The organism is Proteiniphilum sp. LBM24028, assembly GCF_056629195.1.
In genome coordinates this window covers 3,512,114-3,536,341 of the sequence record NZ_CM152817.1, presented here as the reverse complement: position 1 = coordinate 3,536,341, position 24,228 = coordinate 3,512,114, and the positions used below count along the sequence as shown (strand labels likewise).

The window sequence follows — 24,228 nt, the reverse complement described above, 5'->3', positions numbered from 1 at the left end:
TAAAGGTAGTAAAAAACCGATATTTTTCGTACTTTTGTGATTTACGATTTGTGCTATTCAGTCATGGATACTTTCATTGTTTCTGCAAGAAAATACAGGCCCTCCACCTTTCGCACTGTCGTGGGGCAGGAAGCACTGACTACGACATTGAAAAATGCTATCGCGGGCAATAAGCTGGCGCATGCCTACTTATTCAGCGGGCCGCGTGGCGTGGGAAAGACCACCTGTGCCCGTATATTTGCCAAGACAATCAATTGCCTGAATCCTACACACGAATATGAAGCCTGCAATGCGTGTGAATCGTGTGTTGCCTTCAACGAGCAACGATCATACAATATACACGAGCTGGATGCCGCCTCCAATAACAGCGTAGATGACATACGCAGCCTGATAGACCAGGTGCGGGTGCCGCCACAGATCGGAAAGTATAAGGTGTACATCATAGATGAAGTACATATGTTGTCGCAGTCCGCCTTCAACTCTTTCCTGAAAACGCTGGAGGAACCTCCGGCACATGCGATTTTTATCCTCGCAACCACGGAGAAGCACAAGATCATCCCCACCATTCTGTCTCGTTGTCAGGTGTATGACTTCAACCGTATCCATATTGGCGACATCGTAACACATCTCCAATATGTGGCAAAATCGGAAGGAGTGCAAACCGAGCCGGAAGCACTCAATATCATCGCGCAGAAAGCAGACGGAGGCATGCGCGATGCACTGTCCATTTTTGATCAGACAGTCAGCTACACCGGAGGGAATATCACTTATCGGGCTGTTATTGAAAATCTGAATGTGCTGGATTATGAGTATTATTTCAAACTCTCTGAAGCGATCCTCGCAGGAGACGTGGTAAACTGTCTGCTCATTCTGAATGACATCCTGAACAGGGGGTTTGAAGGGCAATATATCATCAGTGGCATCTCTTCCCACTTTCGTGACTTGCTGGTATGCAAAGATCGGGCTACAGCACAGCTTTTTCAGGTGGGATCTTCTATCCGGGAAAAGTATATCTCCATGGCACAGCAAAGTAGCAATGACTTCCTTTATAAAGCCATTGAACTTGCCAACGACTGCGACCTAAACTACCGCCTCAGCAAGAACAAACGATTGTTACTGGAACTTACACTGATTAAGTTATGCCAGCTTAAGGAAGGTAACGCGGCAGGAAGTGGAGAAAAAAAAAAGATTATTGAGCCAATAGTACCTCAGGGGAAAATCTCCCCCACTGCGACTACTCTGCCACAATCCGGAAAAAATGTTATTCTTTCCGAAAAGTCGGAAAGGCGGCAACAAAAGGATGAGAGACAGTTGCAAACATCCCAGGTGCAGAACCGCAACACAGAGGTTCAATCCATTGAAGAGAATGATAAACCGGCTGTTACCAAAATAAGAAGCCTCTCTATGGCGGATATGGGCGTATCGCTCGCCTCAATTAATCAGACCCAAAAAGAGGAAGTAAACAATATTGGTGAAGAAGTCCGGCAAAATGGAACCAATCTGTTCACTGAGGAGGAACTGGTTACTGCATGGGAATCTTATGCTGCAACACTAAAGGAGGAGGTGCTGCTTAAAAATACAATGTCACTTTACCTGCCCAGAATGCTGAACGACGTGATTTTTGAGGTAGAAGTAAATACGGAGCTAAACAAGCAGTACCTTACCGACCACAGCCTCTCCATTCTTTCCTATCTCAGGGAAACTTTGCAGAATGGGGAGATCACCATGACCATCCGCATTGCTGAAGATAACGCCATCAAAAAACCGCTTACTTCGCGCGAAATATTCGACGAGATGGTACAGCAAAACCCGGCGCTTCTGAAACTATCCGATGAATTCGGACTGGAACTCAGCTGATGAAAACAAGTTTCATTCTTCTTTGCACCAGTGCATTTCTGCTTTCCTGCACAAACAATAAGAAAGAATCGCACCCAATTGCAGAAACAAAGGAAGCCCCTTTAGAAACGAGTGTGCAGAAGAAAGATACCATCATTGATGTCAATTATACCTTTGAGGAAGCGATTGCCGGCAGCAAAGCACCCCGACAGATCATTGACCAGCTGATCTTGTTCAACGTACCCTATCTCTCCACAGACGGAAAAATTCATAGGGGACAGATTCTCTCGAATCAAGAAATCTCATCTGACTTGGTGCATATGTTCCTGTTCATGCTCGACAAGGGATTTGTGATAGAAAAAGTCATTCCTGTTGTCCATTACGACTGGAACGACAGCCTCTCGATGGCCGATAACAACAGCTATAGTTTCTGCTACCGTAACACCTCCTACTCCAGACATGCCTCCGGCATGGCCATCGATATAAATCCGCGATTTAATCCTTTACGCTGGAAAAAGGGTGACCAGCCAAATATTCCAACAGGTGCCGTACAGGATACCACGATAAACGGCACATTCTATCCAGGACACCCGGTGGTAAAAGAGTTCCTGAAAAGAGGATTTCGATGGGGCTATTCTTTTTCAAAGTATTACGACGACCATCATTTCGAAAAGAGGTAACCTTATCGCGCCCAACTTTCCCTGTCGAGATTCCGGTAATTAATGGCTTCCGCCAGGTGAACCGGCTTGATCTGTTCGCTCCCCTCCAGATCGGCGATGGTCCGTGACACCTTTAGAATACGGTCATAAGCCCTGGCAGAGAGGCTGAGGCGTTCCATCGCCGTTTTCAGAAGACTTAATCCCGCATTGTCGGGGGATACATACTTGTGCAGCGCCTTCCCGCTCATCTGGGCATTGCAATAAATACCCCTTACTCCACGAAAACGGGCCTGCTGTATTTCCCTTGCCTTCACCACGCGCATACGGATGTGATCACTGCGCTCGGCCGATGTACGGTCTGAAATCTTATCGAAAGGGACGGGTGTAATTTCAATTTGTATGTCGATCCGGTCGAGCAATGGTCCCGATATTTTGTTCAGATAGCGTTGCACCGCTCCGGGAGGACATACACATTCTTTATCGGGATGGTTGTGAAAACCGCAGGGACAGGGATTCATGGCAGCCACAAGCATGAAGCTGGCCGGGTAATCCACACTGAAACGGGCGCGGGAAATGGTGATCCTGCGATCCTCCAGTGGCTGACGCATAACCTCTAGTACATTCCGGTTAAACTCTGCCAACTCATCGAGAAAAAGCACACCATGATGCGCCAGGCTGATTTCACCCGGTTGCGGATAAGCACCACCTCCCACCATGGCCACATCGGAGATGGTATGGTGTGGCGAACGAAACGGCCTCCGGGTCATCAGCGACTTATGCAGCCCCATCTGGCCTGCTACGCTGTGTATGCGGGTAGTCTCAAGTGCTTCATCCAGCGAAAAAGGCGGAAGAATAGACGGCATGCGTTTGGCCATCATCGATTTACCCGACCCGGGCGGCCCCACCATGATTATGTTGTGCCCGCCTGCAGCAGCTACCTCCAGTGCACGTTTCACATTTTCCTGTCCCTTCACATCAGAGAAATCGGAATCAAAAGCATTACCTCCTTCCTGAAATTCACGTACTATGTCTACCAGGGTGGGTGCCGGGATGTGTAGCCCGTTAAAAAAACCGACTACCTCACGAATATTGTCCATGCCATATACTGTCAATCCTTTTACTACAGCCGCTTCTTTCGCGTTGGCTGAAGGCAGGATAAATCCCCTGAACCCTTTTTCTTTTGCCATGATGGCAACAGGAAGAGCTCCTCTGAGCGGAAGAATACTACCATCCAACGACAACTCTCCCATCATCACATAATCATTCAGCTTTTCAGGGCTAACGGAACCTGAAGCTGCCAGAATACCAACAGCCAAAGGCAGATCGTACGCCGAACCCTCTTTACGGATATCGGCAGGCGACATATTGATAACTATCTGCTGTCGGGGGAATTTCAAGCCATTGACCTCCAGGGCAGAGACAATTCTTTCATGACTCTCTTTTACGGATGTATCCGGAAGCCCCACGAGCATGAAACGGATACCTCTCGAACAGTTTACTTCAATGGTAATGAGCGTGGCATTGATACCCTGTACAGCCGCTCCAAACAATTTGACCAGCATGCAACATACGTTGTATGATACTTAGTTTCCGGAATTTTTTCCGATCACATCCACCACTCCCTGGGCGGGAACATTACGTACCTTAATGGTACCGTCAGGTGCAATCAGCACATTGAAAGGAATGAATTGCACATTGAAAGTTTCCACAATATCTGATCCCCAACTTTTCTTTTCAGGGACAACGGTCCACGGAATAGAGTCATTCACAGCATAGTTAATGGGGTAAATATCGGAATCTATATAAATCGTGACAAACGACACACTGTCTTTGTTCACGTTGGCATATTCATTTTTCAGAAGTGCGACCGTTTCCCGGGATTCAATTCCTGCAGTAGAGATAAATGACAGAAGCAGAAATTTTCCCTGAAAATCGTGAGAATAAATATCTTTATTATCTTTATCAGTCAACCGGAAATAAGGCATCTGCGCTCCTTCGGCAGAAAGATTTATCTTATCGGAATAAGAACGTAACCTCGCTGCAAACTGTGTTTTTTCTATATCACCCTCTATATAATCCAATACCCTTTTCAATGCCTTCGGATTATCGCTGTTCATGAAAAAGTTACTGATCAGAATAAGACTGGAAAATTTTGCCGGATGCTCTTTGATGAATTCTTCCGCCTTCAGCGTCAGTTCATGATTAAGTACATTCAACTTCGCGATCTCGTCATGGCGGGTAATTGAGTTGTTTGTAACAACGTCAGATTTCTTTTCCATGAGCAGGTTCGCCAACAATTGTCCCCGCTGGGTAAGCAAGTCGGTGTTGTTTATCTTGAAAGTGGTAAGATCATTGTTGATCTCATTTCCTTTTATTCTGATGAGATCAGGCAACCGTGCATCGCCATCCACACTGATCTTCTCTCCCGAATTGGCAAAAACAACCGCAGCACTTTCGTAATTATTCAAATAGAGAGAAAAGGTAGTCAGTGTATCAATATGACATCTGTAGTTAAATCTTCCCCTACTGTCGATGGCAATGGTATCGATGGCAAGTGTGTCGGCCGACAAATAAGATGCAAGAATATAGGGAAAATCAAGACTGGTTATTTTTCCTTTAATAGAGGTACCTCCCTCCCTATTACATGAAATAGCGCTCCATAAAATGAAACAATAGATGCATATTTTAGTCCATTTACCCATACAACCCTATTTTATCGATTCTATTCTTTTTGGTTTTATACGTCTCATTTTCGTGAAATTTCCCAAAATCATATAGAATGACAAAGGTACAGTGTTTTTTTAAATATTCAAACATTTTCACATATTTTTAACTGTTGAGTTTTTTTCTCGTGAAACAATACGATGAAAAAATAAGGACAGGGATTTTTTTACGTAAGTTAGAAATAAAATCGTTAGTTTTGTATGTTTTAAATGAATATTGCATGTCTTTCTCTATCATCATCCCGCTCTATAATCGTCCCGAAGAAGTGGACGAACTGCTTTCAAGTCTTTGTGAGCAAACCTTCATGGAGTTTGAAGTGATTATTGTGGAGGATGGTTCTACCCTGAAAAGCGATGCGGTAGTAGATAAATATCGTGACAGGCTGGATATTACCTATTTTTACAAAACAAATTCCGGGCCTGGTCTCTCCAGAAATGCAGGTGCCGAGAGGGCAAAAAATGATTATCTTATTTTTTTCGATTCAGACTGTGTTATCCCGCCACATTACATGGAGACCGTCTCCCGCTCGCTGCAAGAAAACTTTACAGATGCATACGGGGGTCCCGATGCCGCACTGCCTTCATTTACTACTGTACAAAAGGCAATCAACTATTCAATGACTTCTTTTTTCACAACCGGCGGCATCAGAGGGAAGTCACGATCGATGGACCGGTTTTACCCCCGCAGTTTTAACATGGGCGTATCACGACCGGCATTTAAGGCCTTAGGTGGTTATGGCAGCATGCGTTTCGGTGAAGATATAGATTTCAGTCTCCGGTTGCTGGATGCCGGCTTCCGGACAACACTCATTACGGAAGCCTATGTATATCATAAAAGAAGATCCACCTACCGACAGTTTTTTAAACAAGTCCACAATTCCGGTATAGCCCGCATAAACCTGTATCTGGAACATCCCGGCTCACTGAAAGCGGTACATGCCCTTCCCGCTCTTTTTGTCATCGTCATGACAATTATCTTATTTCTTTCAGCGCTTTACCCATTCCTGCTGGCTATTCCTCTTCTCTATAGCCTTGCCATCTTTACAGATTCTCTGAGGCTGTATAAATCGTTCAAAATAGCCTGTTACAGTATCGTTGCCGCATGGATACAAACCACTGGATACGGAAGCGGCTTCCTGTCGGCCGTGTGGCGCCGTCTCATCCTGAAACAGGCCGGTTTTAGCGCATTCGAAAAAAAATTCTACAATTAGATTTTCTCACCGTAAGCCAGATCCCCCGCATCTCCGATACCCGGAACAATATAGGCGGACTCATTCAATTCCGGATCGATGGCTGCAGCCCATATTGTAGTCTTTTCGGGGGGAAAGATTTTTACGCAATACTCTACGGCCTGCCGGCTCGCAATGATAGTGGCAATGTGGATATGGGAGGGGGTACCTTTGGTGAGCAGCGCCCTGTAGGTAAGTTCCATGCTGCTGCCAGTGGCCAGCATCGGATCGGTCAGGATCAATGTTTTTCCGTCAATGGAAGGGGAAGCTATATATTCTATGTGAATGTCGAAAGATTGATGACCGGTTTCTTTATATTTCCTGTAGGCTGAAACAAACGCATTTTCCGCTCCATCGAAATAGTTAAGCATTCCGTGGTGGTAAGGAAGCCCGGCACGCAAAATAGTGGCAATAACTATATCTTCATCCGGCACATTTACCTCTGTCACCGCAAGCGGTGTAGTAATTTCAAGGTTTCTGTACTTTAACTCCTTGCTGATCTCATACGCCATAATTTCACCAATACGTTCAATATTCCGGCGAAAACGAAGCCTGTCTCCCTGAATTGTGATGTCTCTGATTTCACGGACAAAAGAATTAAGCAATGATTTATGATCCGAAAAGTTGTATATTTTTATCATTCTCTGTCTGACTATACTTTTTTGTTTCCGGAAAACAAAGGTATTGTTTTTCTTCTTTTTATTGAACATTTTCTGCCTTTTTTTGTTCATAGCTGTGTTTCGGGTGAAAAAGAGCTACAATTAAAGAAATATTTCTTTAATTCCTTTTATTTTTGAAGGAATTTATATATTTTTGTACGACTGTTTTAGGACTTATCAAAAAAGAGTTTTATACAATCATAAATAATAAACCCAAAATTTTTCAAGATGGTAAATTTAGATTTAAGCAAGTATGGTATTGTGGGCGATTTTGAGATCGTACACAATCCTTCCTACGAGACGCTGTTTCAGGATGAAATGAATCCGGCAAACGAGGGATTTGAAAAGGCCAAATTAACAAAAACCGGAGCCACAGCTGTTTACACCGGGAAATTCACCGGTCGTTCACCTAAAGACAAATATTTTGTAAAGGATGACGTAACTCGGGACACGCTCTGGTGGGATGGTACCATCAACCGTCCCTGCACCAAAGAAGCATTCAATTATTGCAAAGGACGTGTGACAGAGCAGCTTTCTAAATCTGAAAAACTCTACGTGGTTGATACTTTTTGCGGAACAAATGAAGATACCCGCATGAAAGTGCGTTTCATTGTAGAAGTGGCATGGCAGGCACATTTCGTGACCAACATGTTTATCCGTCCTTCACACTATGAACTGACCCATTACGGCGAGCCCGATTTTGTTTGCCTAAACGGCTCCAAAACAACCAACGACAAATGGCAGGAATTCGGGTTGAACTCCGAAAACTTCACCTTGTTCGACCTGACAGAAAAAATGCAGGTGATCGGCGGTACCTGGTATGGTGGTGAAATGAAAAAAGGCATCTTCTCGCTAATGAATTACTACCTGCCCTTGCGCGGTATTGCTTCCATGCACTGTTCTGCCAATGTAGGCAAAGATGGCGATGTGGCAATTTTCTTCGGCTTGTCGGGAACAGGAAAAACGACACTCTCTGCAGATCCGAAGCGTTTTCTGATTGGAGATGACGAGCACGGTTGGGATGACAACGGGGTATTTAACTATGAAGGGGGTTGCTACGCCAAGGTAATCAACCTGAGTGAAGAAAACGAACCGGACATCTGGAGAGCTATCCGCCGTGATGCTTTGCTGGAAAACGTGACAGTGGATGATGAAGGTAACATCGACTACGCCGATGGCTCCACTACCGAAAATACACGTGTGTCGTACCCGATCCACCACATCAGCAAGATTGTGCTTCCTTCACGTGCAGGGCATGCCAAAAAGATCATCTATCTTTCTGCCGATGCTTTCGGTGTATTGCCCCCGGTATCAATTCTGGATGCCAATCAGGCACAATATCACTTCCTCTGCGGATTTACCTCAAAGCTGGCAGGTACCGAACGTGGTATCACTGAGCCACAGCCTTCTTTCTCACCCGCTTTTGGTGAAGCTTTCCTAACTGTACACCCCACCATCTATGCACAACGTCTTGCCGAAAAAATGGAAGAGCATGATGCTAAAGCTTACCTGGTAAATACGGGCTGGAACGGAACAGGAAAACGCATCTCTCTGAAAGATACCCGCGCCATCATTGATGCCATCATCGACGGATCAATCGAAAAGGCTGAAACATTCCATGTTCCTGTCATGAACCTCACTGCTCCCGTGAAGCTGAACGGCGTTTCAGACATTCTGGATCCACGAAGCACCTATGCCGATAAGAGCGAGTGGGAAGCCAAAGCCAAAAAGCTGGCAGGCATGTATATAGAAAACTTCAAGCAATACTGTGATAACGAAGCAGCCCTCGCGCTGATCCCTTCGGGACCGCAGTTAGACTAAGCCCGCTATTTCGATTACAATAACTAAGAGGCCGTCCCCAAAAGACGGCTTCTCTTTTTTTACCTGGTGACGAGGCAAGATAGCGCTCAATGTCGCTGCTCAATAAGGAAAATCATTCCAGAATAAGTAATTCCACCTTCCTGAAGTCGACGGGGTGGCTTTCGCTTTGTAGTGAAATCGTCCCCTTGTGTAACATCTTGTCACCTCCATTCAACTCAATCAGCCGTGCATAGGTAGCATCCCGCTCATCCAATTGTGGATGGTTGTAATGCAGCACGGTATCACCATTTATTACGTGATAGATCACCTCATTGCCTCTGACTTCGATTTCTGCTGTAACCCAGTCATCACCGAAGAAGAGTCCGGAAGTGGAGTTGATACAATGCTCCAGCCTTAGATCACCATTCATTACAATATTGGTGCCGGGTGTACAGACGTTCATATTGGTCCTTTCAACCAGCGAGTCGCTTCCCAGAAGCTGTACCTCCACCGAGGTGGGAAAATCCTGATCGAACATCATCGTCTCGGGACGCTGACCATGAACCATGACACCGGAATTGCGGTAAGCCCATCCCTCTCCTCCGGGACACTGATCTCCCACGAAGCGATACTCTACCCGCAGCTTGTAATGCGAAAGTTCATCCTGATAAAAGAGGTGCCCGAAACGTCCATCGAATTGATCATATTGATCATAGCGGACCTTGAGCAATCCATCTTCCACCCTGAAGGTATTACCGAAGTTGTCACCTGCTTCATAGCCGGTGATTTTGGGTGTCCATCCGGCCAGATCCTTTCCGTTGAAGAGTGAAATCCATTCGCTCTCAGCACTCTTCTGTCCGCAGGCGGTCATCATCAGGAGAATCATGGCACAAAAGATCAATAAAAGATTCCTTTTCATCGTTACAATATTACTTGCTTTTCATTATCATTCACACTCCCGACAAAGATACAAAACAAACGCAAAAAATCCCGCTTTAGATCGAAGCGGGATTCCTTAAATGGGTTCGGGTGCGAGGGTAACCCTTTCAACAATGCATTCTTGATCGCCTCCTTCGACAGTTTTTCGTACAGAAGGACCAATCGTAGCAGTACATTTCTTTTTTTCGTTTCCATCCGCTCCTTGGCAACACCACAGAAACCGGCGGTAGGAACGGTCACGTCGTCACCCGGACGTCGACTGGCCGGGTGGCTGAAGAGTATCTTTCATCTGCCTTCAGATTCTTCGGAGAAGGTGATGAAAAAGTCTTCCCGCATAATTCCATCGGTCACTCTCAATATTTAATATTGCCTCGGATTACATATATTGCTAAATTTGCAGCAAATCTTCTTAAGATTTCATGCGGATTGAAGAGGATTGAGATATCACATACAGTAAAGATTCCGTAAAAATGATTGGAAAGTTTCCTTGTATTTTACTATTTATTGCCTTTCTCGTATTGGGATGCGGGAAACCGTCAGATAACCTGGCAGATTACTCTTCCGTAACCGTTCATTTTTCCGGACAGGAGGTGGCAGATTTGCAAACGTTGTTACATTTGTTTGAAGAAGAAATCGGTGTTCAGTCCGGTGCTTCCGTCAAGGCGAAATCTGAGGCCTACACCATGTTTAACAAACAACTGGTGGATTTTATGATGTTGGAAGGCCCAAAAAGTTTTCCACTATCCATCCAAGCGCGTACAAAACTGCTGGACGCACTCCATATCGGGACTTTTCGTTCCATTTGGGTTACCGGTATTTCTACTTCCCGTGACACATGCGATTGCAAATTGATTTCAAGTTTGACAACAAACAGCAAATTTATCGATTTTCTAGCCGATATGGGAAAAGAGTTTCCACAACTGGCAGAGCTGCATACCGACCTACAAAGAGCAGGAGATATGACACCGGCCTACATTTCAACTGTTTTTCTAAACTTTGAACAGCTAAACACACAAGACCCACGCACACAACTTGTATACGTAATCAGTTGCTTGTCGTGGGGAATGAAGTGGGAGTAAATGATTATGAAATATGTTTGAAGAGCTATTTCTCTTGCATTGCCCTAAAAAGAAAAGGGGCTGTTCCAAAAGGACAGCTCCTTTTTTAATTTTTCATGCTGCTATTTTCTGATTGTTGTTATTAATTGATGAGAAACTTTTAGAGTTGATCTCTATTTTTATAAAAAACAGAATAATATCTCCTTTATGACCATATTTCTCCAAAAAATAGAGTATTTCTTTATCGGCTAATCCCTTCAAGTGTAGTTTTCCGAGGTTAAACGCGATAGCGAAGATTGCAAAGTCCATCAAAACCTTGTCTTTATTAAAGTGTCTGAACCTATTGTAGTGTTTGTTGGATTTAGTTTGGCCGAACACTGACTCCGGTTCTATAGGACGCTGACTTCGATGATAAATTCCTTCTTCGCATGTCAACAGTTCCCTTGCTTTCTGTTTATGGCGGTTAAGGTTATGATTTACTTCCACCCTTCTATTGCCTTTTGCATTACTACAGAGACATTTCAAAGGACAACCCTTACAGTTTTTCGCCTCGTAAATAGTTGCTGTTGATGTGTACCCACTAGCTGTTTTGCTTCTTTTCTTTCCTACCTTGTTCATGTGCTGACCCATGGGACAAACATAGTAATCTTCATCCGCGTTATAATAAAGGTTTTGAGAGAGAAAGCCGTTCTTTTTAAATGCCCTTTTCTGTTCTTTATGAAAGTAGTTGAACTTTACAAATGGCTCAATATCATTCCCCTGCATAAACTCATAGTTTTCTTCACTACCATAACCTGAGTCAGCCACAACCTTGACGGGCAAAATATTATAACGATTCTCAAATCCATTCAAAAAGGGAATCAGTGTTAATGTATCGGTGGGGTTTGGATAAAAATCATAATGGCTTATAAACTGGTTCTCTGTACTTATCTGAACATTATATGCAGGCTTTAGCTGTCCATTGAGCATATGATCCTCTTTCATACGCATAAAGGTTGCATCGCAGTCTGTCTTGGAATAACTATTACGATTTGCCAGAGTATCTAAATGCCGCTCATACTCTTCAAGTTTAGGTAAAAGCTTGTTCTCAAGTGTCTTTATTGCTTTTTGTTCTTCTTTGCTCCGGTTCTCTTTATTAATCTGAGCAACACGCTTTCTTAACTCTTCGCTGTTGAATGGTGTAGGTGGATCATCCTCAGGGTTATTATCCTGGGCGATACCCTCCTCAATCATTCCAAGGACTTTAAGTATCTTTTCTTCGAGTCTCTCTTTGTATTTTTCAATGGATTTACGCCAGACAAAAGTGTAGCGGTTGGCTCGTGATTCAATTTTGGTCCCGTCAACATATGCCACTTCAAGGCTTAAACAACCCATTTCAACAAGCATAACCACTACCTGGGTAAAGACCTCATGTATTGAGTCTTTTAAATGGGATGAACGAAAACGGTTTATGGTGTTATGGTCAGGTGTTTGATTGCCTGAGAGCCACATGAAACTAACTCGATCAGTAAGTGCCTGCTCGATCTTACGACTTGAATAAATATTGTTCAGATAGCCGTATAGAACAACTTTAAGCATCATGCGTGGATTATAGGCAGTTGTACCCCCACCTTTATACGTGTCGAAGACTTTACTCAAGTCCAGGTTATCCACAATTTGATTAATGATACGGGCAGGAGAGTTTTGAGGGACCTTTTCATCCAGAGTGGGAGGGAAAAGACTTACTTGACCTTGATTATAGGATTTAAACTTAGGCTTAGCCATATCTTATGTGTTTGATATATAGACATAAAGATATGAAAAAGTGGTTTAAATAACAATATTTGAGGAGGTTTTTTTAAGAAAAATTTGATACTAAAAAAAGAGGCTGCCTTTCTTTTGAGACAGCCCCTTCCTTAATTTATTATTCATCCTCAGTAGCACGGCCGGGAATCGAACCCGAATCTAAAGTTTAGGAAACTTCTATTCTATCCATTGAACTACCGCGCCGTAACGGATGCAAAAGTAACACATTTTCAGTAAAACTCAAAAGAAAAAAAATGCTTGTCTGTCCTCCTTACAAACATTTTCTTTCTTAAAATGTTTATCCACTAAGCAAAGACAAACAACAATGAATAATATAGCCATATTATACGGCTCGTCAGGCGGAAATGCTGCATCGGTAGCCAGGCAGGTACAGGATCTCTTCGACGGCAAAGCAGACATATTTAATGTATTGGAAGTAACACTCGATGAAATAAAAGACTATCCCTACTATGTAATAGGTACATCCACAACAGGTATAGGCGACTTGCAGGACGACTGGGAAGGTTTCCTTCCTTCATTTGCGAGGATGGATTTGGCCGGAAAAAAAGTAGCTATTTTTGCGCTGGGAGACAGTGCATCCTATTCGACAAGTTTTGCAGAATCGATGAAAGTGGTATATGATGAAATAAAGGATAAAGTACGGATTGTGGGTCAGGTAGCAGATGAAGGATACACCTACGACAGTTCCACCGCGGTAATTGAGGGTACGTGGATAGGTTTACCCATTGATGAGGACAACGAGTACGACCTTACGCAGGAGCGTTTGGAAAAGTGGGTGGAATCACTGAAAAATGAGTTTATATAGAGATATCAAAAAACCGCCGGAGGGTGGCCGGCGGTCTCATGGGAAATGATGTATTGCACACCTAATTACAATTCTTTTATTTTAATATTCTGAAACAGGACTTCATTTCCATGATCCTGTAAAAGAATCAAACCCTCTTCGGCATTACCAAAATTGGGCCAGTCCTTGTACTTGCTGGTCTGTACCAATTTGTTCCATGCATCGTTGTTGCGGTCATATTCCACAATTTTCACACCATTCAACCAATGTTCCACGTGATTGCCTTCTACGACCACCATGGCGGTATTGAAGAATCCCTTCCGGAATGGCTTGTCCGCAGGAGCTGCAATCAGGTCGTAGAGTGACCCCAACGTTCTATTGCCATTGGTCCCCATCTTGGCATCCGGATGATTCTGATCATCCAGAATCTGGAATTCGCAACCTATGGCTGATCCTTCTCCTTTATTCAGGTTGGTATCGACAAAATATTTGATCCCGCTGTTGGCACCTTCGGTGATCTTAAAGTCGACTTTCAGCATAAAGTTTTTGTAAGGACGGGTCGTAACAATATCACCGCCGTTCGTTGACTCACCACCATCACTTTTGTGTACTTTCAGCATGCCATTGTCAATCGACCATCCCAGATCGGGAAAATCGTCTCTCTTGGCACCACGCCATCCTTCGGTGGTCTTGCCATCCCAGAGCAATTTCCATCCATCGGCAGCTTCACGGTCAGAGATTGTATTGGCCACCTGGTTTATCTGCATTACATTCTCATCGTCGGCTGTTTTGTACTTATCAAGCTCATCCGTAAGGATGCGGATATTGCGCCACGCAACGGTCTTTCCTTCCAGTTCGGCCTTCCCGATGGAATGTACCTGCAGGGCGATGAACCCTGACGGAGTGGTATCATCCAGGATATTGGCGCAAGGGACACCGTTTACCCAGGTGCGGATAGAATTGCCAATGGCTTCAATACGGGCACTGTTCCACTCACTGTGCTTAAATGCCTTCATTCCTTCTGGGTTGTAATTCATCGGATAAAGCCATCCGCGCCGCGCTTCGTCGTAAATACCGCCCGTCCATGCACGATCGGAAGGATCTATTTCAAACTGATAACCATGAACGCGACCATCCCTGTAATCTGGCAGGCTATTGCTCCTGAATTGCACACCCGAATTTAATCCGTCGTCTACTTTAAATTCAAACTCAAGAATAAAATCGTCGTATTTTTCGGTTGTCGCCAAAAAGGTATTGGGCGTATTCATTTGAGAAATGCCGATGATGGCATTGTCTTCCACCTTATACTCGGCAGTACCATTCAACTTCTCCCACCCTTGCAGATCTTTTCCGTTAAACAACTCCTGCCACTTCGGTCCTTGTGAACAGGATACGAGTAATGCTGTCATCACTAAAATTAACAAACTGTTTTTTTTCATTTTCTTCTTGTTATGTTATGGATCAATAAATTTCTTTTTTTGCGAACAATTGGTCTTTAGCACCCGTTTTTTTAAATCCGTACCGCCGACTCAAATCTTATAAAAATCTTCCCAGCCTTTTCTGGGCGGTTCACCCGTGAGGAAGGCATCCGCAAAGGCGTCGTTGGTCACTCGTTTGGTCTCTCTGTCGAACACAATTTTACGGTTCAGCCGCTGTGCTGCCACACCCAGGCAGAACACCTGACTCAACGGTGCAGACACCTCGAACGGGGAGCGAGTTTTTTCTTTGCCCTGGCAAGCCAGCAGGAAGTTGGCGAAGTGGTTGGAAGGACTCTCCGGCACTTCCGGAAGCTTCTTCTCCATCTCTTTCGCCTTCTCACCGGGGATAATACTCAGCGTGCTGCCGTGCGAGCCTCCTTTGAAGGTGAGTTCTTTGCTGTAGATCTCTTTCCCGGGATTCAGCTTCGCCGGCTGGATCTTTCCACCCGCCACAGTCGGAATATTGGGATCGATCTCTGACACGCCGTACCCATCCGGTACGGCAGGAATGTTATCCAATCCATCGTACCAGGTAATCACCACCGGTGGCATCTTGCCACGTTTCGGAAATTTAAATTCAATGGTGCTCGACATCGGGAAGAAGTAATCGTTATGTCCGCTCAGGCACAGAGGGGTTACCTCCTCCGGCAGTCCAAGCTCCAGAAACTCGTGGGCCGTATCAATGATATGTGCGCCCCAGTCGCCCAGCGCCCCCATGCCGAAATCATACCAGCAACGCCACTGCCCGTAGTGGAAATCCTTGTTGAAATCATGATGGTCGCGCGCCATTAGCCAGGTATCCCAGTCCAGTGTTTCGGGAACCGGTTCTGCGGCGGGAAACTTCTTGATGTCCGGATCCCAGCCGTGCCACCGGCGCGGGTTGTTCATGTGGGCCGTGATCGCCGTCACATCCTTGATGATGCCGGCTTCCTTCCAGGCCTTGAACTGAAAGTAGTTGGCCTCGGAGTGCCCCTGGTTTCCCATCTGGGTAACCACTTTGGGATACTTCCGGGCTGCCTTCATGATCAGTTCCGACTCCAGGAAAGTGCGGCTCAGCGGCTTCTCCACATATACATGCTTGCCTTCGGACATCGCCATCATCACGGCAGGAAAATGCGCAAAGTCGGGCGTGGCAATGGCCACCGCCTCAATCTCGTTGCCCATCTTGTCGAACATCTCGCGGAAGTCCCGGAAGCGTTTCGCGTTGGGGAATTTGGCAAGTGCTTTCTTTGTGTGTTCTGCACCCAGATCAACATCGCACAGGGCAACCACGTTGGCCAGTCCGGTTTTATCGAAATCGTTCATGATCTCCCACCCTCTGTTGCCGACACCAATGTGGGCAAGGTTCACTTTCTTATTGGCACCCACCACCCTGTTGTAGCTTGCGGCATTCATTTTGGTCGATATACCTCCCATGGCCAATCCCGCAGATGCCAATGCTGCATTTCTGAGAAACTCTCTTCTTGTTGTCATGATAATTATATTAATTGTTGTTTTTCAATTTACCGATCCAGATACGGAGGTTCAAAGATATATAAAAAAAAGCCTTAGGAGAAAAATGAATGATTCCATTTCCTCTCCAGAAGCTTTATTTTCGGGCAATGTGGATTATTCAAACCGGTCTTTGTATGCCCATAATCCGAGTGCCGGGCTGGAAATGTAGTAAATTTCCTCCCCGTCCGGAAGGGTATTGAATCCCTCCTTGAGGAGGGAAACATCATACTTCTGCAGGGTCTCATCGATGTCTCCCCACTGAAATCCCACGCTTTCAATTTCTTTCCGGGTGAGGTTTTCAGTTCCTTTGCCCGGACAATAGGTGATGGAAAATCTACCTTCCGACGAACCATGAATGAGGTGCGCGGCTGCGCCCAGGTTATCGCGGAGTTCCGGATCTTCGGAGACCGCCTTCAAGGTATGTGGTGTACCAAAATAACCATACTTGCGAATCAGCCGGTCTATTGTTTTGTCCTCTCCGAATTCTTTCAGTGCCGGTGCCAGGACGATCAGCTCTCCCTCATCGGCAATAGCCATCCGGGTACGGTAGATCGATTTGTTCCCCAGCCAGGTGCTTTTGAATTCCGTGGGGTCGAGCCACACTACTACTTTTTGTAACGGCTTGTCGACCATCACAAAATTGACTTCCAGTGACAGTTTTGCGGCACGGTCGAACACTTCGAGGTCATCTCCCACAAACAATCCGTATGTCTGTTGTTCTCCCTTTTCATTGACACCTACCACGGTGAGCACGTAGATAATGGGCAGATCTTTCAAATATTTCTCGGTGGCATAGTTGAACACGCGCCGTACCGGTGTATCGGCACGCCCCATCATCCGCTCCATGCCATAGACGGCACCGATATAGTGGCTCTTGTTGATTCCTTCGCTTCCCCCGGTACCCACCAGGATATTTTTGTTGTAGTTCGCCATACCCACTACTTCGTGCGGGACGACCTGTCCAATGGAAAGAATCAGATCGAACCCACCTTCCACCAGCAGCTTGTTAACCTGAGCCGGCCAGGAGAAATCGACCTTTCCTTCCGATACCTCCCGGATGTATTCTGCCGGTACCTCACCCATGGTGAGCACGTCGTTGCGCCAGTCGTGATCCCGAAAAAGTGTTTCCGGTGTTTCGCCGAACATGTGGCTGATCTGGTGTGCTGTCATGGGCGTATGTGTACCCAATGCAGGAAGGATATCGGTCAGTTTTTCACCATAGTACTTCCATGTCATTTCTGTCAGTTCTCCCGCTCTGCTGGGAAGACGGGTATAATCAGGCGGAACGGCCAGAATTTTCTGCCGTTCCCCCAGTTTGTCAAATGCTTCATACAGCCCCTTCTGCAGATCGTCACCCGACAAATCTGTTTGAGAGGAACCTTTTTCGTAATAAATCATTGCTTTGTGTCGATCATTTATCTGCAACAAACCGGTCACCCTCGCATAACCTGCCGGTTACATCGGATGAAGAGGACCAGTCTGTCGCAGTTTATTTACAATTATACATCGTATGTTGTAGAAGCAGTATTTCCACCACGACCTGTCCAGTCGGTATGGAAGAATTTTCCACGTGGACTGTCGAGGCGTTCATACTGATGAGCGCCAAAGTAATCCCGTTGTGCCTGCAACAGGTTTGCCGGTAGACGCTCGCTGCGGAAACCGTCGTAGTAGCACATAGCCGAGGTGATGGCCGGTACGGGAATGCCGTTCAACAATGCCGTGGCACATACTCTGCGCCAGCTCTCTTCGGCCGACTGTACCGCATTCTTGAAGAAGGGGTCAAGCAGCAAATTCTCCAGTGCGGGGTTGTTGTCAAATGCTTTTTTGATGTCCCCCAAAAAGCGGGAACGGATGATACATCCACCGCGCCACATCAATGCGATTCCTCCGTAGTTGAGATTCCAGCCATACTCTCTGGCAGCTTCCATCATCAGGTCGTATCCCTGTGCATATGAGATGATCTTGGCACCATAAATAGCGTTTTCGAGATCGTCAATAAACTGCTGTTTATCACCCTTGAAGTCGGGCTTCTTCCCTGTAAGTGTTTTCGAGGCCTTTACCCTCAGATCTTTCTGAGCCGAGAGACAGCGTGAAAAAACAGATTCTCCGATCAGCGTGAGAGGAATACCCAAATCGAGTGCCGAGACGGCAGTCCATTTTCCGGTACCTTTCTGGCCGGCAGTATCGAGAATTTTCTCCACCAACGGGGAACCATCTTCGTCTTTAAAGTCGAGAATATCGGTGGTAATCTCAATCAGATAGGAATCCAGGACACCTTTATTCCATTTTTTAAACACTTCGTGCTGCTCAAAGGCGTCCATACCCAGCAAATCTTTCATCAGGTGATACGCTTCGTTGATGATCTGCATATCGCCGTACTCAATGCCGTTGTGCACCATCTTCACGAAGTGTCCCGCACCGTTCTCTCCTACCCAGTCGCAGCAGGGAACGCCTCCGTCCACCTTGGCTGCCACCGACTGAAAGATCTCTTTCACGTGCGGCCAGGCTTCGGGTGATCCCCCCGGCATCATCGACGGGCCTTTCAATGCTCCCTCTTCACCACCGGAAACACCGGTACCCACATAGAGCAGCCCTTTACTTTCCACATATTTTGTCCTACGCATCGTATCGGGGAAATGGCTGTTTCCACCATCGATGATGATGTCGCCTGGCTCGAGCAGCGGAATGAGCAGTTCAATAAAATCATCTACCGGCTTGCCCGCTTTTACCAGCATCATCACTTTGCGTGGCCTTTCAATGGAAGCCACAAATTCCTCGAGTGAGTGGGCTCCGATAAAGTTTTTGCCTTTACCTCTCCCTGCCAGAAAGTCGTCCACTTTGGCAACTGTCCTGTTAAAGACAGCCACAGTATAGCCTTTACTTTCCATATTCAGGACCAAATTCTCACCCATTACGGCCAATCCGATCAATCCAATATCTGCTTTTTCTTTCATAAATTATTGTTTGTTCTTTTGATTATCTTTTTACGCGTGCGTTACCGTTCCAGATACTCCAGATCACCTCTTCGTCGGCCGGTTGCGCATAGTCGGTCAGGAAGGTTGTTGCCAGAGCGCCACTTGCCCATGCAAACTGAATCCATTTTTCGGGCGACATCTCTTTGAGGATGCCGTAGAGCAGTCCGCCCACAAATCCATCGCCCCCCCCAATGCGGTCCATCACATTGATGGTGCGCAGAGGAGCTTCATGCCATGTTCCATTTTCATAAACAATGGCTCCCCAGAGATGTTCATTGGCACTGATCACTTCACGAAGCGTGTTTGCAAAGACCGATACATTCGGGAATGCCTGCTTCGCATTCAGAATCATTCCTTTGAAGGCATCCATGGTATCTCCGATATTTTCACCCCCTGCTTTGGGACCTTCAATGCCAAGACACAACTGAAAATCTTCTTCATTGCCGATAAGGATATCAGCGAGAGAGGCTATTTCGGTAAAGGCTTCGTGCAGCTCTCTCTCCCGTCCTTTCCAGAAAGAAGCTCTGTGATTGAGATCAAAGGAAATCAACGTGCCATGTTTTTTTGCATAGCGGGCGATCTCCAGGCAAAAATTACTTGTTTCGGGAGACAGCGCAGCAATCAGTCCGGAGAGATGTACAATCTGGACTCCCTCCACGCCGAAAATTCGTTCGAGGTCAAAATCTTTTACGTTCAACGTTCTTCCCACCTCACCGGCACGGTCATTCTGCACACGCGGGCCGCGCAGTCCAAAACCGCTGTCGGCGATATTGAACTGATGACGATAGCCCCAGGGATCGCCCTGTGGCACTTCCGGTCCTTCGTAGTCCATGTTACGTGCTCGCAGATCGGCTTTGATGAAGGCAGCAATAGGACTGTCTTTCACAAAAGTAGTAAGCACCTTTACCGGCAGACCCAGATAAGAGGAGATGCTGGCCACATTTGTTTCGGCACTGGTAGCCTGCATCTGAAACAGGTTCGTACTCTGCACCGGCTGCGCATTCACCGGTGTAATCCGCACACCCATGCTGGTGGGGACAACCAGTGAATATTTGAATTCCTTTCTTAGTTTGAGTGACATATTTTATTTACTGATAACTGATTACACAACATTAAATACTGAAAGCATCGAAGCCGCCATCTACAATTGCCACCGTTCCTGTGACAAATTTGGAAGCATCGCTGACCAAATAGTGAAGTGTTCCCAACAAATCTTCAGGCACACCGAAACGGCGGAATGGAGTATGAGCGATGATGGTGTTTCCACGATCGGAATAAGATCCATCCGGATTGGTGAGTAGTGTCCGGTTTTGCTCCGTGATAAAAAATCCGGGACACAAGGCATTCACACGAAAATTCTCACCAAACTTGGTAGCCAACTCGCCGGCCATATATTTGGTAAAATTGGTTACTGCAGCCTTGGCAGCTCCGTAGCCGGCCACCCGTGTGAGCGGGCGTAAGGCAGAGGCGGAAGAGATGTTCACGATATTTCCTTTTTTCGCTTTTACCATATATTCGGCAAAAACAACCGTAGGCATGACGGTTCCCATCAGGTTCAGATCAACGACCTTGCGGAAATCATCCATCTTCAGGTCAAAAATATTGTTGTTCGGACCGATGGTCGCTCCCGGCATATTGCCTCCTGCACCGTTGATCAACACATCAATGGTGCCATATTTTTCTGCAATATCCCTGGCATTTTGTTTTAATACGGTTTCATCCGTGACATCTGTCTGCAGGAACATGGCCTCTCCTCCTTCATCCTTCACTTTCCTGATTAACTGATTACCTTTTTCAAGATTGCGGGCCATTACAGCCACATGAGCCCCATGAGCAGCCAGGTATTCAACCATCGACCTGCCCAAAACGCCAGTACCTCCTGTGATGGCGATTACTTTTCCTCTGATATCAAAAAAATCGTACATAATATTTTTTTTAGTGGTTGATGCTGACAAATATAAGTCAATTGTCCGGCTTGTTAGTATCGAATCACGTGAAAGTTCCTTCTAAAAACGAGAAATTGGCACGGAAACTTATCAGCACCATCCATTGTTATTAAATCGAAAATAGTCTTCGTAAGTGTCTGTCGTAAATATTCTCCTCCACACACGATCCGATGACATCGGCATATTTTATCAACAGATCGGTATAGTCCATTCCCATCTCGGCTGCCACCTTATAAGCTACGTGAATCAACTGGCGGAAATTGGAATTATAATCGGCATGCCCCGGAATATGACGAAGTGTGTTCGCAAATTTTTCACTTGACCATCCATTTACCTCTTCTACGGAAGGAAGTTCAGAATCGTCGATATCAATCACATCGGCATAGGGAGCGCATAGCTCTTTCTGCCTATTATAGGAGTTTTCATAAATCTTCTTTGCCAACTCCAGGCCTTCGCCGCCTGCTACAGCCAAACCGATTACTTCCTCCAGCCAGGTTGTACCGGCAGTTTTGAGATGCAGCCCTTTGTCGTATTTCCGGATAACCTCCGCCATAATCGGATAGATAGAAAACTTATCGCTCCCCGAATGAACACTCAGTTTCAATTCTTCGGGCAGCCCAAACTCCTTCACGGCAAAATCAATCACCAGTACATCCTCTTCAAACTCTTTGGCAAACTGATCCAGATTACCCACATAATCCACGCCCTTATTGAATCGTCCGGTAAATTTGGGAGCAATCGTCTGCACAGGGACACCTTTATCGGCCAGCATTTTCAAGATGAAAAGCATCTCGATGGGTGTCTGGGGTGACTCAACCTCATCCATGGAAACCTCGGTAATAAAATTGCCTTCACCCTTCTCTTTTTTCAGATAGCCATATATCTCTGATGCATGCTGTGTGGCTGCCAGAAATTTGCCGGCAATTTCGGTCAACAAGGCTGAGGTGACATGTAACGGTTTTTCCATTCCCGGAATCCGGAGTTCTCCCAAATATTCTTTACATGAAGTTACAAAAGTATCTACTTCCTCCTTGCTGCTTTCTTTGCCAATAAATGAAGCAACATCGAGCGTGAAAAAATCTGACACAGCCACATATTTGGCTACTGTATTCAGGTTAATATGATCTGCATCTACAAAGTAAGAGCCTGTAAAACCCAGTGCCTTCACAGCCTCATCGGCTTCATTGCGTGTGTCGGCGGGTTCTGTTCCCACATAGATGTGTTCCCGGTTTGACTTATTCCATACAGGGCTAATATTCAACCCCTTCTCGTTTGCCCTCATGATAGCTTTCAACTGAGCTTTTCCCTGATGAGCGAAACGGTCACCCACGCCAATACTGTATTTTCCTAGTTTCATTATATCTGTATTTAAAAATTAAAAAAGTTTTTCGCATTCCTGTAGGATATGTCTTCCACCATTTTCCCAAGGAAATTCATTTCCGAAGCAGGCAACAACCCGTTCTCTATATCATTGCCAATGAGATTACACAAGATACGACGGAAATATTCATGTCTCGGGTAAGAAACAAAGCTGCGCGAGTCGGTAAGCATTCCCACAAACCGGCTCAGAAGCCCCAGATTGGAGAGTGAGTTCATTTGTGCCTCCATACCGTTTTTTTGATCGAGGAACCACCAACCCGACCCGAACTGTATTTTCCCTGCCACCGATCCATCCTGAAAGTTTCCGATCATGGTTGCTATGAGATCATTGTCGCGGGGATTAAGATTATAGATAATGGTTTTTGCCAGCTTGTTGTCTTTGTCGAGTTGATCGAGGAAACGGCTCATTGCTTTTGCGACGGTAAAATCACCGATGGAGTCGAACCCTGTATCCGGCCCCAGCTGTTTAAACAGTCGCGTATTGTTGTTCCGGATAGCACCATAATGGAACTGCTGCGTCCACCCCTTTTCCCAATCCATCAACGCGCCTTCGTGCAACATGGACGATTTAAATTTCAATATCTCCTCTTTTGTCAGTTTATTGCCACCATATACTTTATTGAAAATTTGAGCAATCTCTGTTTCTGTATATGGTTCTGCGTAGAACTCCTCAATACCGTGATCAGACAATTTGCATCCCGCACTCGCAAAAAAGTCATGACGGTTACGGAGCGCACCAATCAGATCACTGTACTTGCTGATTGTAATACCGGATACTTCCGATAATTTTTCCAAATATGTCCGGTACTCTTCCGGATTTTCCACTGCCATGGCTTTATCCGGACGCCATGTAGGAAGTACTTTTATCTCAAAGCCCTCTTTTTTCAATGCAAGATGATGCTCCAGGGTGTCTGCCGGGTCATCCGTGGTACAAACTACCTGCACATTGAATTTTCTCATCAACCCCCGGGCGGAATATTCCGGGGTACGAAGTTTTTCCGTACATGCATCATATATCTCCCTGGCCACATCGGGATTCAGAAGCTTATCCACTCCAAAAGTCCTTTTCAACTCCAGATGAGTCCAGTGGTATAATGGATTTCTCATGGTGTAAGGAACCGTTTCGGCCCATTTTTCAAACTTTTCCCAGTCGGAGGTATCCTTTCCTGTACAGTACCTTTCCTCAACCCCGTTGGTACGCATGGCACGCCACTTGTAATGATCGCCCTCCAGCCACAACTGGCCCAGGTTATCAAATGTATGATCCTTCGCGATATACGCCGGATTTAAATGACAATGGTAATCGATAATGGGCTGTTTTTCCGCATGATCATGATACAGCTCTCTTGCAGCATCGGTTTGTAGCAAGAAATCTTTATGAATAAAACTCTTCATAGGATATATATTTTAAAATTAATTCGTTTATAATTTGTTGTTCTCGAGCACGCACTTGCTATCAGAC

19 protein-coding genes and 1 tRNA gene are annotated in these 24,228 nt (G+C 45.7%); 6 read left to right on the top strand and 14 right to left on the bottom strand.

Features of this window, described 5'->3' with window-relative positions:
* Positions 1–63 precede the first annotated feature (63 nt).
* Together AC1HCU_RS14060 and AC1HCU_RS14055 are read left to right on the top strand one after the other, a co-directional pair.
* Positions 64–1,857, top strand: coding sequence for a DNA polymerase III subunit gamma/tau (locus AC1HCU_RS14060; RefSeq protein ID WP_480366919.1), 1,794 nt, complete (start codon positions 64–66; stop codon positions 1,855–1,857).
* Entirely contained in the window at positions 1,857–2,516 is a 660-nt protein-coding gene (locus tag AC1HCU_RS14055; protein ID WP_480366917.1) for a M15 family metallopeptidase, read from the top strand. Before AC1HCU_RS14060 ends, AC1HCU_RS14055 begins: the two co-directional genes overlap by 1 nt.
* Before the next feature lie 2 nt (positions 2,517–2,518).
* On the opposite strand, the gene AC1HCU_RS14050 is transcribed toward AC1HCU_RS14055, so the two are convergent.
* Together AC1HCU_RS14050 and AC1HCU_RS14045 are read right to left on the bottom strand one after the other, a co-directional pair.
* Positions 2,519–4,057, bottom strand: coding sequence for a YifB family Mg chelatase-like AAA ATPase (locus tag AC1HCU_RS14050; protein ID WP_480366915.1), 1,539 nt, complete (start codon positions 4,055–4,057; stop codon positions 2,519–2,521).
* Positions 4,058–4,078: 21 nt separating this feature from the next.
* Positions 4,079–5,197 carry a thioredoxin-like domain-containing protein gene (locus AC1HCU_RS14045; protein WP_321722034.1) on the bottom strand — a complete coding sequence of 373 codons (1,119 nt, stop codon included), beginning with the start codon at positions 5,195–5,197 and terminating at the stop codon, positions 4,079–4,081.
* A gap of 242 nt (positions 5,198–5,439) precedes the next feature.
* Here AC1HCU_RS14045 and AC1HCU_RS14040 point away from each other — a divergent pair, with 242 nt between their 5' ends.
* Entirely contained in the window at positions 5,440–6,429 is a 990-nt protein-coding gene (locus AC1HCU_RS14040) for a glycosyltransferase family 2 protein (RefSeq protein ID WP_480366913.1), read from the top strand.
* On the opposite strand, the gene upp is transcribed toward AC1HCU_RS14040, so the two are convergent.
* Positions 6,426–7,085, bottom strand: a complete 660-nt coding sequence (gene upp / locus AC1HCU_RS14035) for a uracil phosphoribosyltransferase (protein ID WP_480371229.1) — start codon at positions 7,083–7,085, stop codon at positions 6,426–6,428. The two genes, AC1HCU_RS14040 and upp, sit on opposite strands and share 4 nt — an antisense overlap.
* 249 nt (positions 7,086–7,334) lie before the next feature.
* Between upp and pckA the strand changes: the two genes are divergently transcribed.
* Positions 7,335–8,927, top strand: a complete 1,593-nt coding sequence (gene pckA, locus AC1HCU_RS14030) for a phosphoenolpyruvate carboxykinase (ATP) (protein ID WP_480366911.1) — start codon at positions 7,335–7,337, stop codon at positions 8,925–8,927.
* A gap of 112 nt (positions 8,928–9,039) precedes the next feature.
* On the opposite strand, the gene AC1HCU_RS14025 is transcribed toward pckA, so the two are convergent.
* Complete coding sequence (locus tag AC1HCU_RS14025) at positions 9,040–9,825, bottom strand: 3-keto-disaccharide hydrolase (protein WP_480366909.1); 786 nt, start codon at positions 9,823–9,825, stop codon at positions 9,040–9,042.
* A 490-nt stretch (positions 9,826–10,315) separates the two neighbouring features.
* Here AC1HCU_RS14025 and AC1HCU_RS14020 point away from each other — a divergent pair, with 490 nt between their 5' ends.
* A complete protein-coding gene (locus AC1HCU_RS14020) occupies positions 10,316–10,924 on the top strand; it encodes a hypothetical protein (protein ID WP_480366907.1) in 609 nt (202 codons plus the stop codon).
* Between the two features lie 93 nt (positions 10,925–11,017).
* On the opposite strand, the gene AC1HCU_RS14015 is transcribed toward AC1HCU_RS14020, so the two are convergent.
* The gene (locus AC1HCU_RS14015; RefSeq protein ID WP_480366905.1) at positions 11,018–12,667 is read right to left on the bottom strand and encodes an IS1182 family transposase; all 1,650 of its coding nucleotides are present in this window, start codon (positions 12,665–12,667) and stop codon (positions 11,018–11,020) included.
* Between the two features lie 153 nt (positions 12,668–12,820).
* A tRNA-Arg gene (locus AC1HCU_RS14010) sits at positions 12,821–12,892 on the bottom strand.
* A gap of 121 nt (positions 12,893–13,013) precedes the next feature.
* Here AC1HCU_RS14010 and AC1HCU_RS14005 point away from each other — a divergent pair.
* Positions 13,014–13,514 (top strand): flavodoxin, encoded by a 501-nt coding sequence (locus AC1HCU_RS14005; RefSeq protein WP_480366903.1) that lies wholly within the window; start codon positions 13,014–13,016, stop codon positions 13,512–13,514.
* A gap of 65 nt (positions 13,515–13,579) precedes the next feature.
* Here the strand turns inward: AC1HCU_RS14005 and AC1HCU_RS14000 are convergent, their stop codons facing one another.
* The 8 genes from AC1HCU_RS14000 to uxaC all read right to left on the bottom strand — a co-directional run bounded on the left by AC1HCU_RS14000 (position 13,580) and on the right by uxaC (position 24,161).
* On the bottom strand, positions 13,580–14,932 hold the full coding sequence (locus AC1HCU_RS14000) for a 3-keto-disaccharide hydrolase (RefSeq protein WP_480366901.1): 1,353 nt from the start codon (positions 14,930–14,932) through the stop codon (positions 13,580–13,582).
* A 90-nt stretch (positions 14,933–15,022) separates the two neighbouring features.
* On the bottom strand, positions 15,023–16,444 hold the full coding sequence (locus AC1HCU_RS13995; RefSeq protein WP_480366899.1) for a Gfo/Idh/MocA family oxidoreductase: 1,422 nt from the start codon (positions 16,442–16,444) through the stop codon (positions 15,023–15,025).
* Positions 16,445–16,579: 135 nt separating this feature from the next.
* The gene (locus AC1HCU_RS13990; RefSeq protein ID WP_480366897.1) at positions 16,580–17,863 is read right to left on the bottom strand and encodes a nickel-dependent putative hexonate epimerase; all 1,284 of its coding nucleotides are present in this window, start codon (positions 17,861–17,863) and stop codon (positions 16,580–16,582) included.
* Between the two features lie 101 nt (positions 17,864–17,964).
* Positions 17,965–19,419, bottom strand: a complete 1,455-nt coding sequence (gene gnd / locus AC1HCU_RS13985; protein WP_480366895.1) for a decarboxylating NADP(+)-dependent phosphogluconate dehydrogenase — start codon at positions 19,417–19,419, stop codon at positions 17,965–17,967.
* 22 nt (positions 19,420–19,441) lie between these two features.
* A complete protein-coding gene (locus tag AC1HCU_RS13980; RefSeq protein ID WP_480366893.1) occupies positions 19,442–20,521 on the bottom strand; it encodes a sugar kinase in 1,080 nt (359 codons plus the stop codon).
* A 31-nt stretch (positions 20,522–20,552) separates the two neighbouring features.
* Positions 20,553–21,365, bottom strand: a complete 813-nt coding sequence (locus AC1HCU_RS13975; protein ID WP_480366891.1) for an SDR family oxidoreductase — start codon at positions 21,363–21,365, stop codon at positions 20,553–20,555.
* A 130-nt stretch (positions 21,366–21,495) separates the two neighbouring features.
* Entirely contained in the window at positions 21,496–22,743 is a 1,248-nt protein-coding gene (locus AC1HCU_RS13970; RefSeq protein ID WP_480366890.1) for a tagaturonate epimerase family protein, read from the bottom strand.
* Positions 22,744–22,754: 11 nt separating this feature from the next.
* A complete protein-coding gene (gene uxaC, locus AC1HCU_RS13965; protein ID WP_480366888.1) occupies positions 22,755–24,161 on the bottom strand; it encodes a glucuronate isomerase in 1,407 nt (468 codons plus the stop codon).
* Positions 24,162–24,228 lie beyond the last annotated feature (67 nt).

What these genes read in the sequence shown, in the direction of transcription:
- AC1HCU_RS14060 (WP_480366919.1), top strand. Translation starts at nt 64, where the DNA reads ATGGATACTTTCATTGTTTCTGCAAGAAAATACAGGCCCTCCACCTTT.
- AC1HCU_RS14055 (WP_480366917.1), top strand. Translation starts at nt 1,857, where the DNA reads ATGAAAACAAGTTTCATTCTTCTTTGCACCAGTGCATTTCTGCTTTCC.
- AC1HCU_RS14050 (WP_480366915.1), bottom strand. Translation starts at nt 4,057, where the DNA reads ATGCTGGTCAAATTGTTTGGAGCGGCTGTACAGGGTATCAATGCCACG.
- AC1HCU_RS14045 (WP_321722034.1), bottom strand. Translation starts at nt 5,197, where the DNA reads ATGGGTAAATGGACTAAAATATGCATCTATTGTTTCATTTTATGGAGC.
- AC1HCU_RS14040 (WP_480366913.1), top strand. Translation starts at nt 5,440, where the DNA reads ATGTCTTTCTCTATCATCATCCCGCTCTATAATCGTCCCGAAGAAGTG.
- pckA (WP_480366911.1), top strand. Translation starts at nt 7,335, where the DNA reads ATGGTAAATTTAGATTTAAGCAAGTATGGTATTGTGGGCGATTTTGAG.
- AC1HCU_RS14025 (WP_480366909.1), bottom strand. Translation starts at nt 9,825, where the DNA reads ATGAAAAGGAATCTTTTATTGATCTTTTGTGCCATGATTCTCCTGATG.
- AC1HCU_RS14020 (WP_480366907.1), top strand. Translation starts at nt 10,316, where the DNA reads ATGATTGGAAAGTTTCCTTGTATTTTACTATTTATTGCCTTTCTCGTA.
- AC1HCU_RS14015 (WP_480366905.1), bottom strand. Translation starts at nt 12,667, where the DNA reads ATGGCTAAGCCTAAGTTTAAATCCTATAATCAAGGTCAAGTAAGTCTT.
- AC1HCU_RS14005 (WP_480366903.1), top strand. Translation starts at nt 13,014, where the DNA reads ATGAATAATATAGCCATATTATACGGCTCGTCAGGCGGAAATGCTGCA.
- AC1HCU_RS14000 (WP_480366901.1), bottom strand. Translation starts at nt 14,932, where the DNA reads ATGAAAAAAAACAGTTTGTTAATTTTAGTGATGACAGCATTACTCGTA.
- AC1HCU_RS13995 (WP_480366899.1), bottom strand. Translation starts at nt 16,444, where the DNA reads ATGACAACAAGAAGAGAGTTTCTCAGAAATGCAGCATTGGCATCTGCG.
- AC1HCU_RS13990 (WP_480366897.1), bottom strand. Translation starts at nt 17,863, where the DNA reads ATGATTTATTACGAAAAAGGTTCCTCTCAAACAGATTTGTCGGGTGAC.
- gnd (WP_480366895.1), bottom strand. Translation starts at nt 19,419, where the DNA reads ATGAAAGAAAAAGCAGATATTGGATTGATCGGATTGGCCGTAATGGGT.
- AC1HCU_RS13980 (WP_480366893.1), bottom strand. Translation starts at nt 20,521, where the DNA reads ATGTCACTCAAACTAAGAAAGGAATTCAAATATTCACTGGTTGTCCCC.
- AC1HCU_RS13975 (WP_480366891.1), bottom strand. Translation starts at nt 21,365, where the DNA reads ATGTACGATTTTTTTGATATCAGAGGAAAAGTAATCGCCATCACAGGA.
- AC1HCU_RS13970 (WP_480366890.1), bottom strand. Translation starts at nt 22,743, where the DNA reads ATGAAACTAGGAAAATACAGTATTGGCGTGGGTGACCGTTTCGCTCAT.
- uxaC (WP_480366888.1), bottom strand. Translation starts at nt 24,161, where the DNA reads ATGAAGAGTTTTATTCATAAAGATTTCTTGCTACAAACCGATGCTGCA.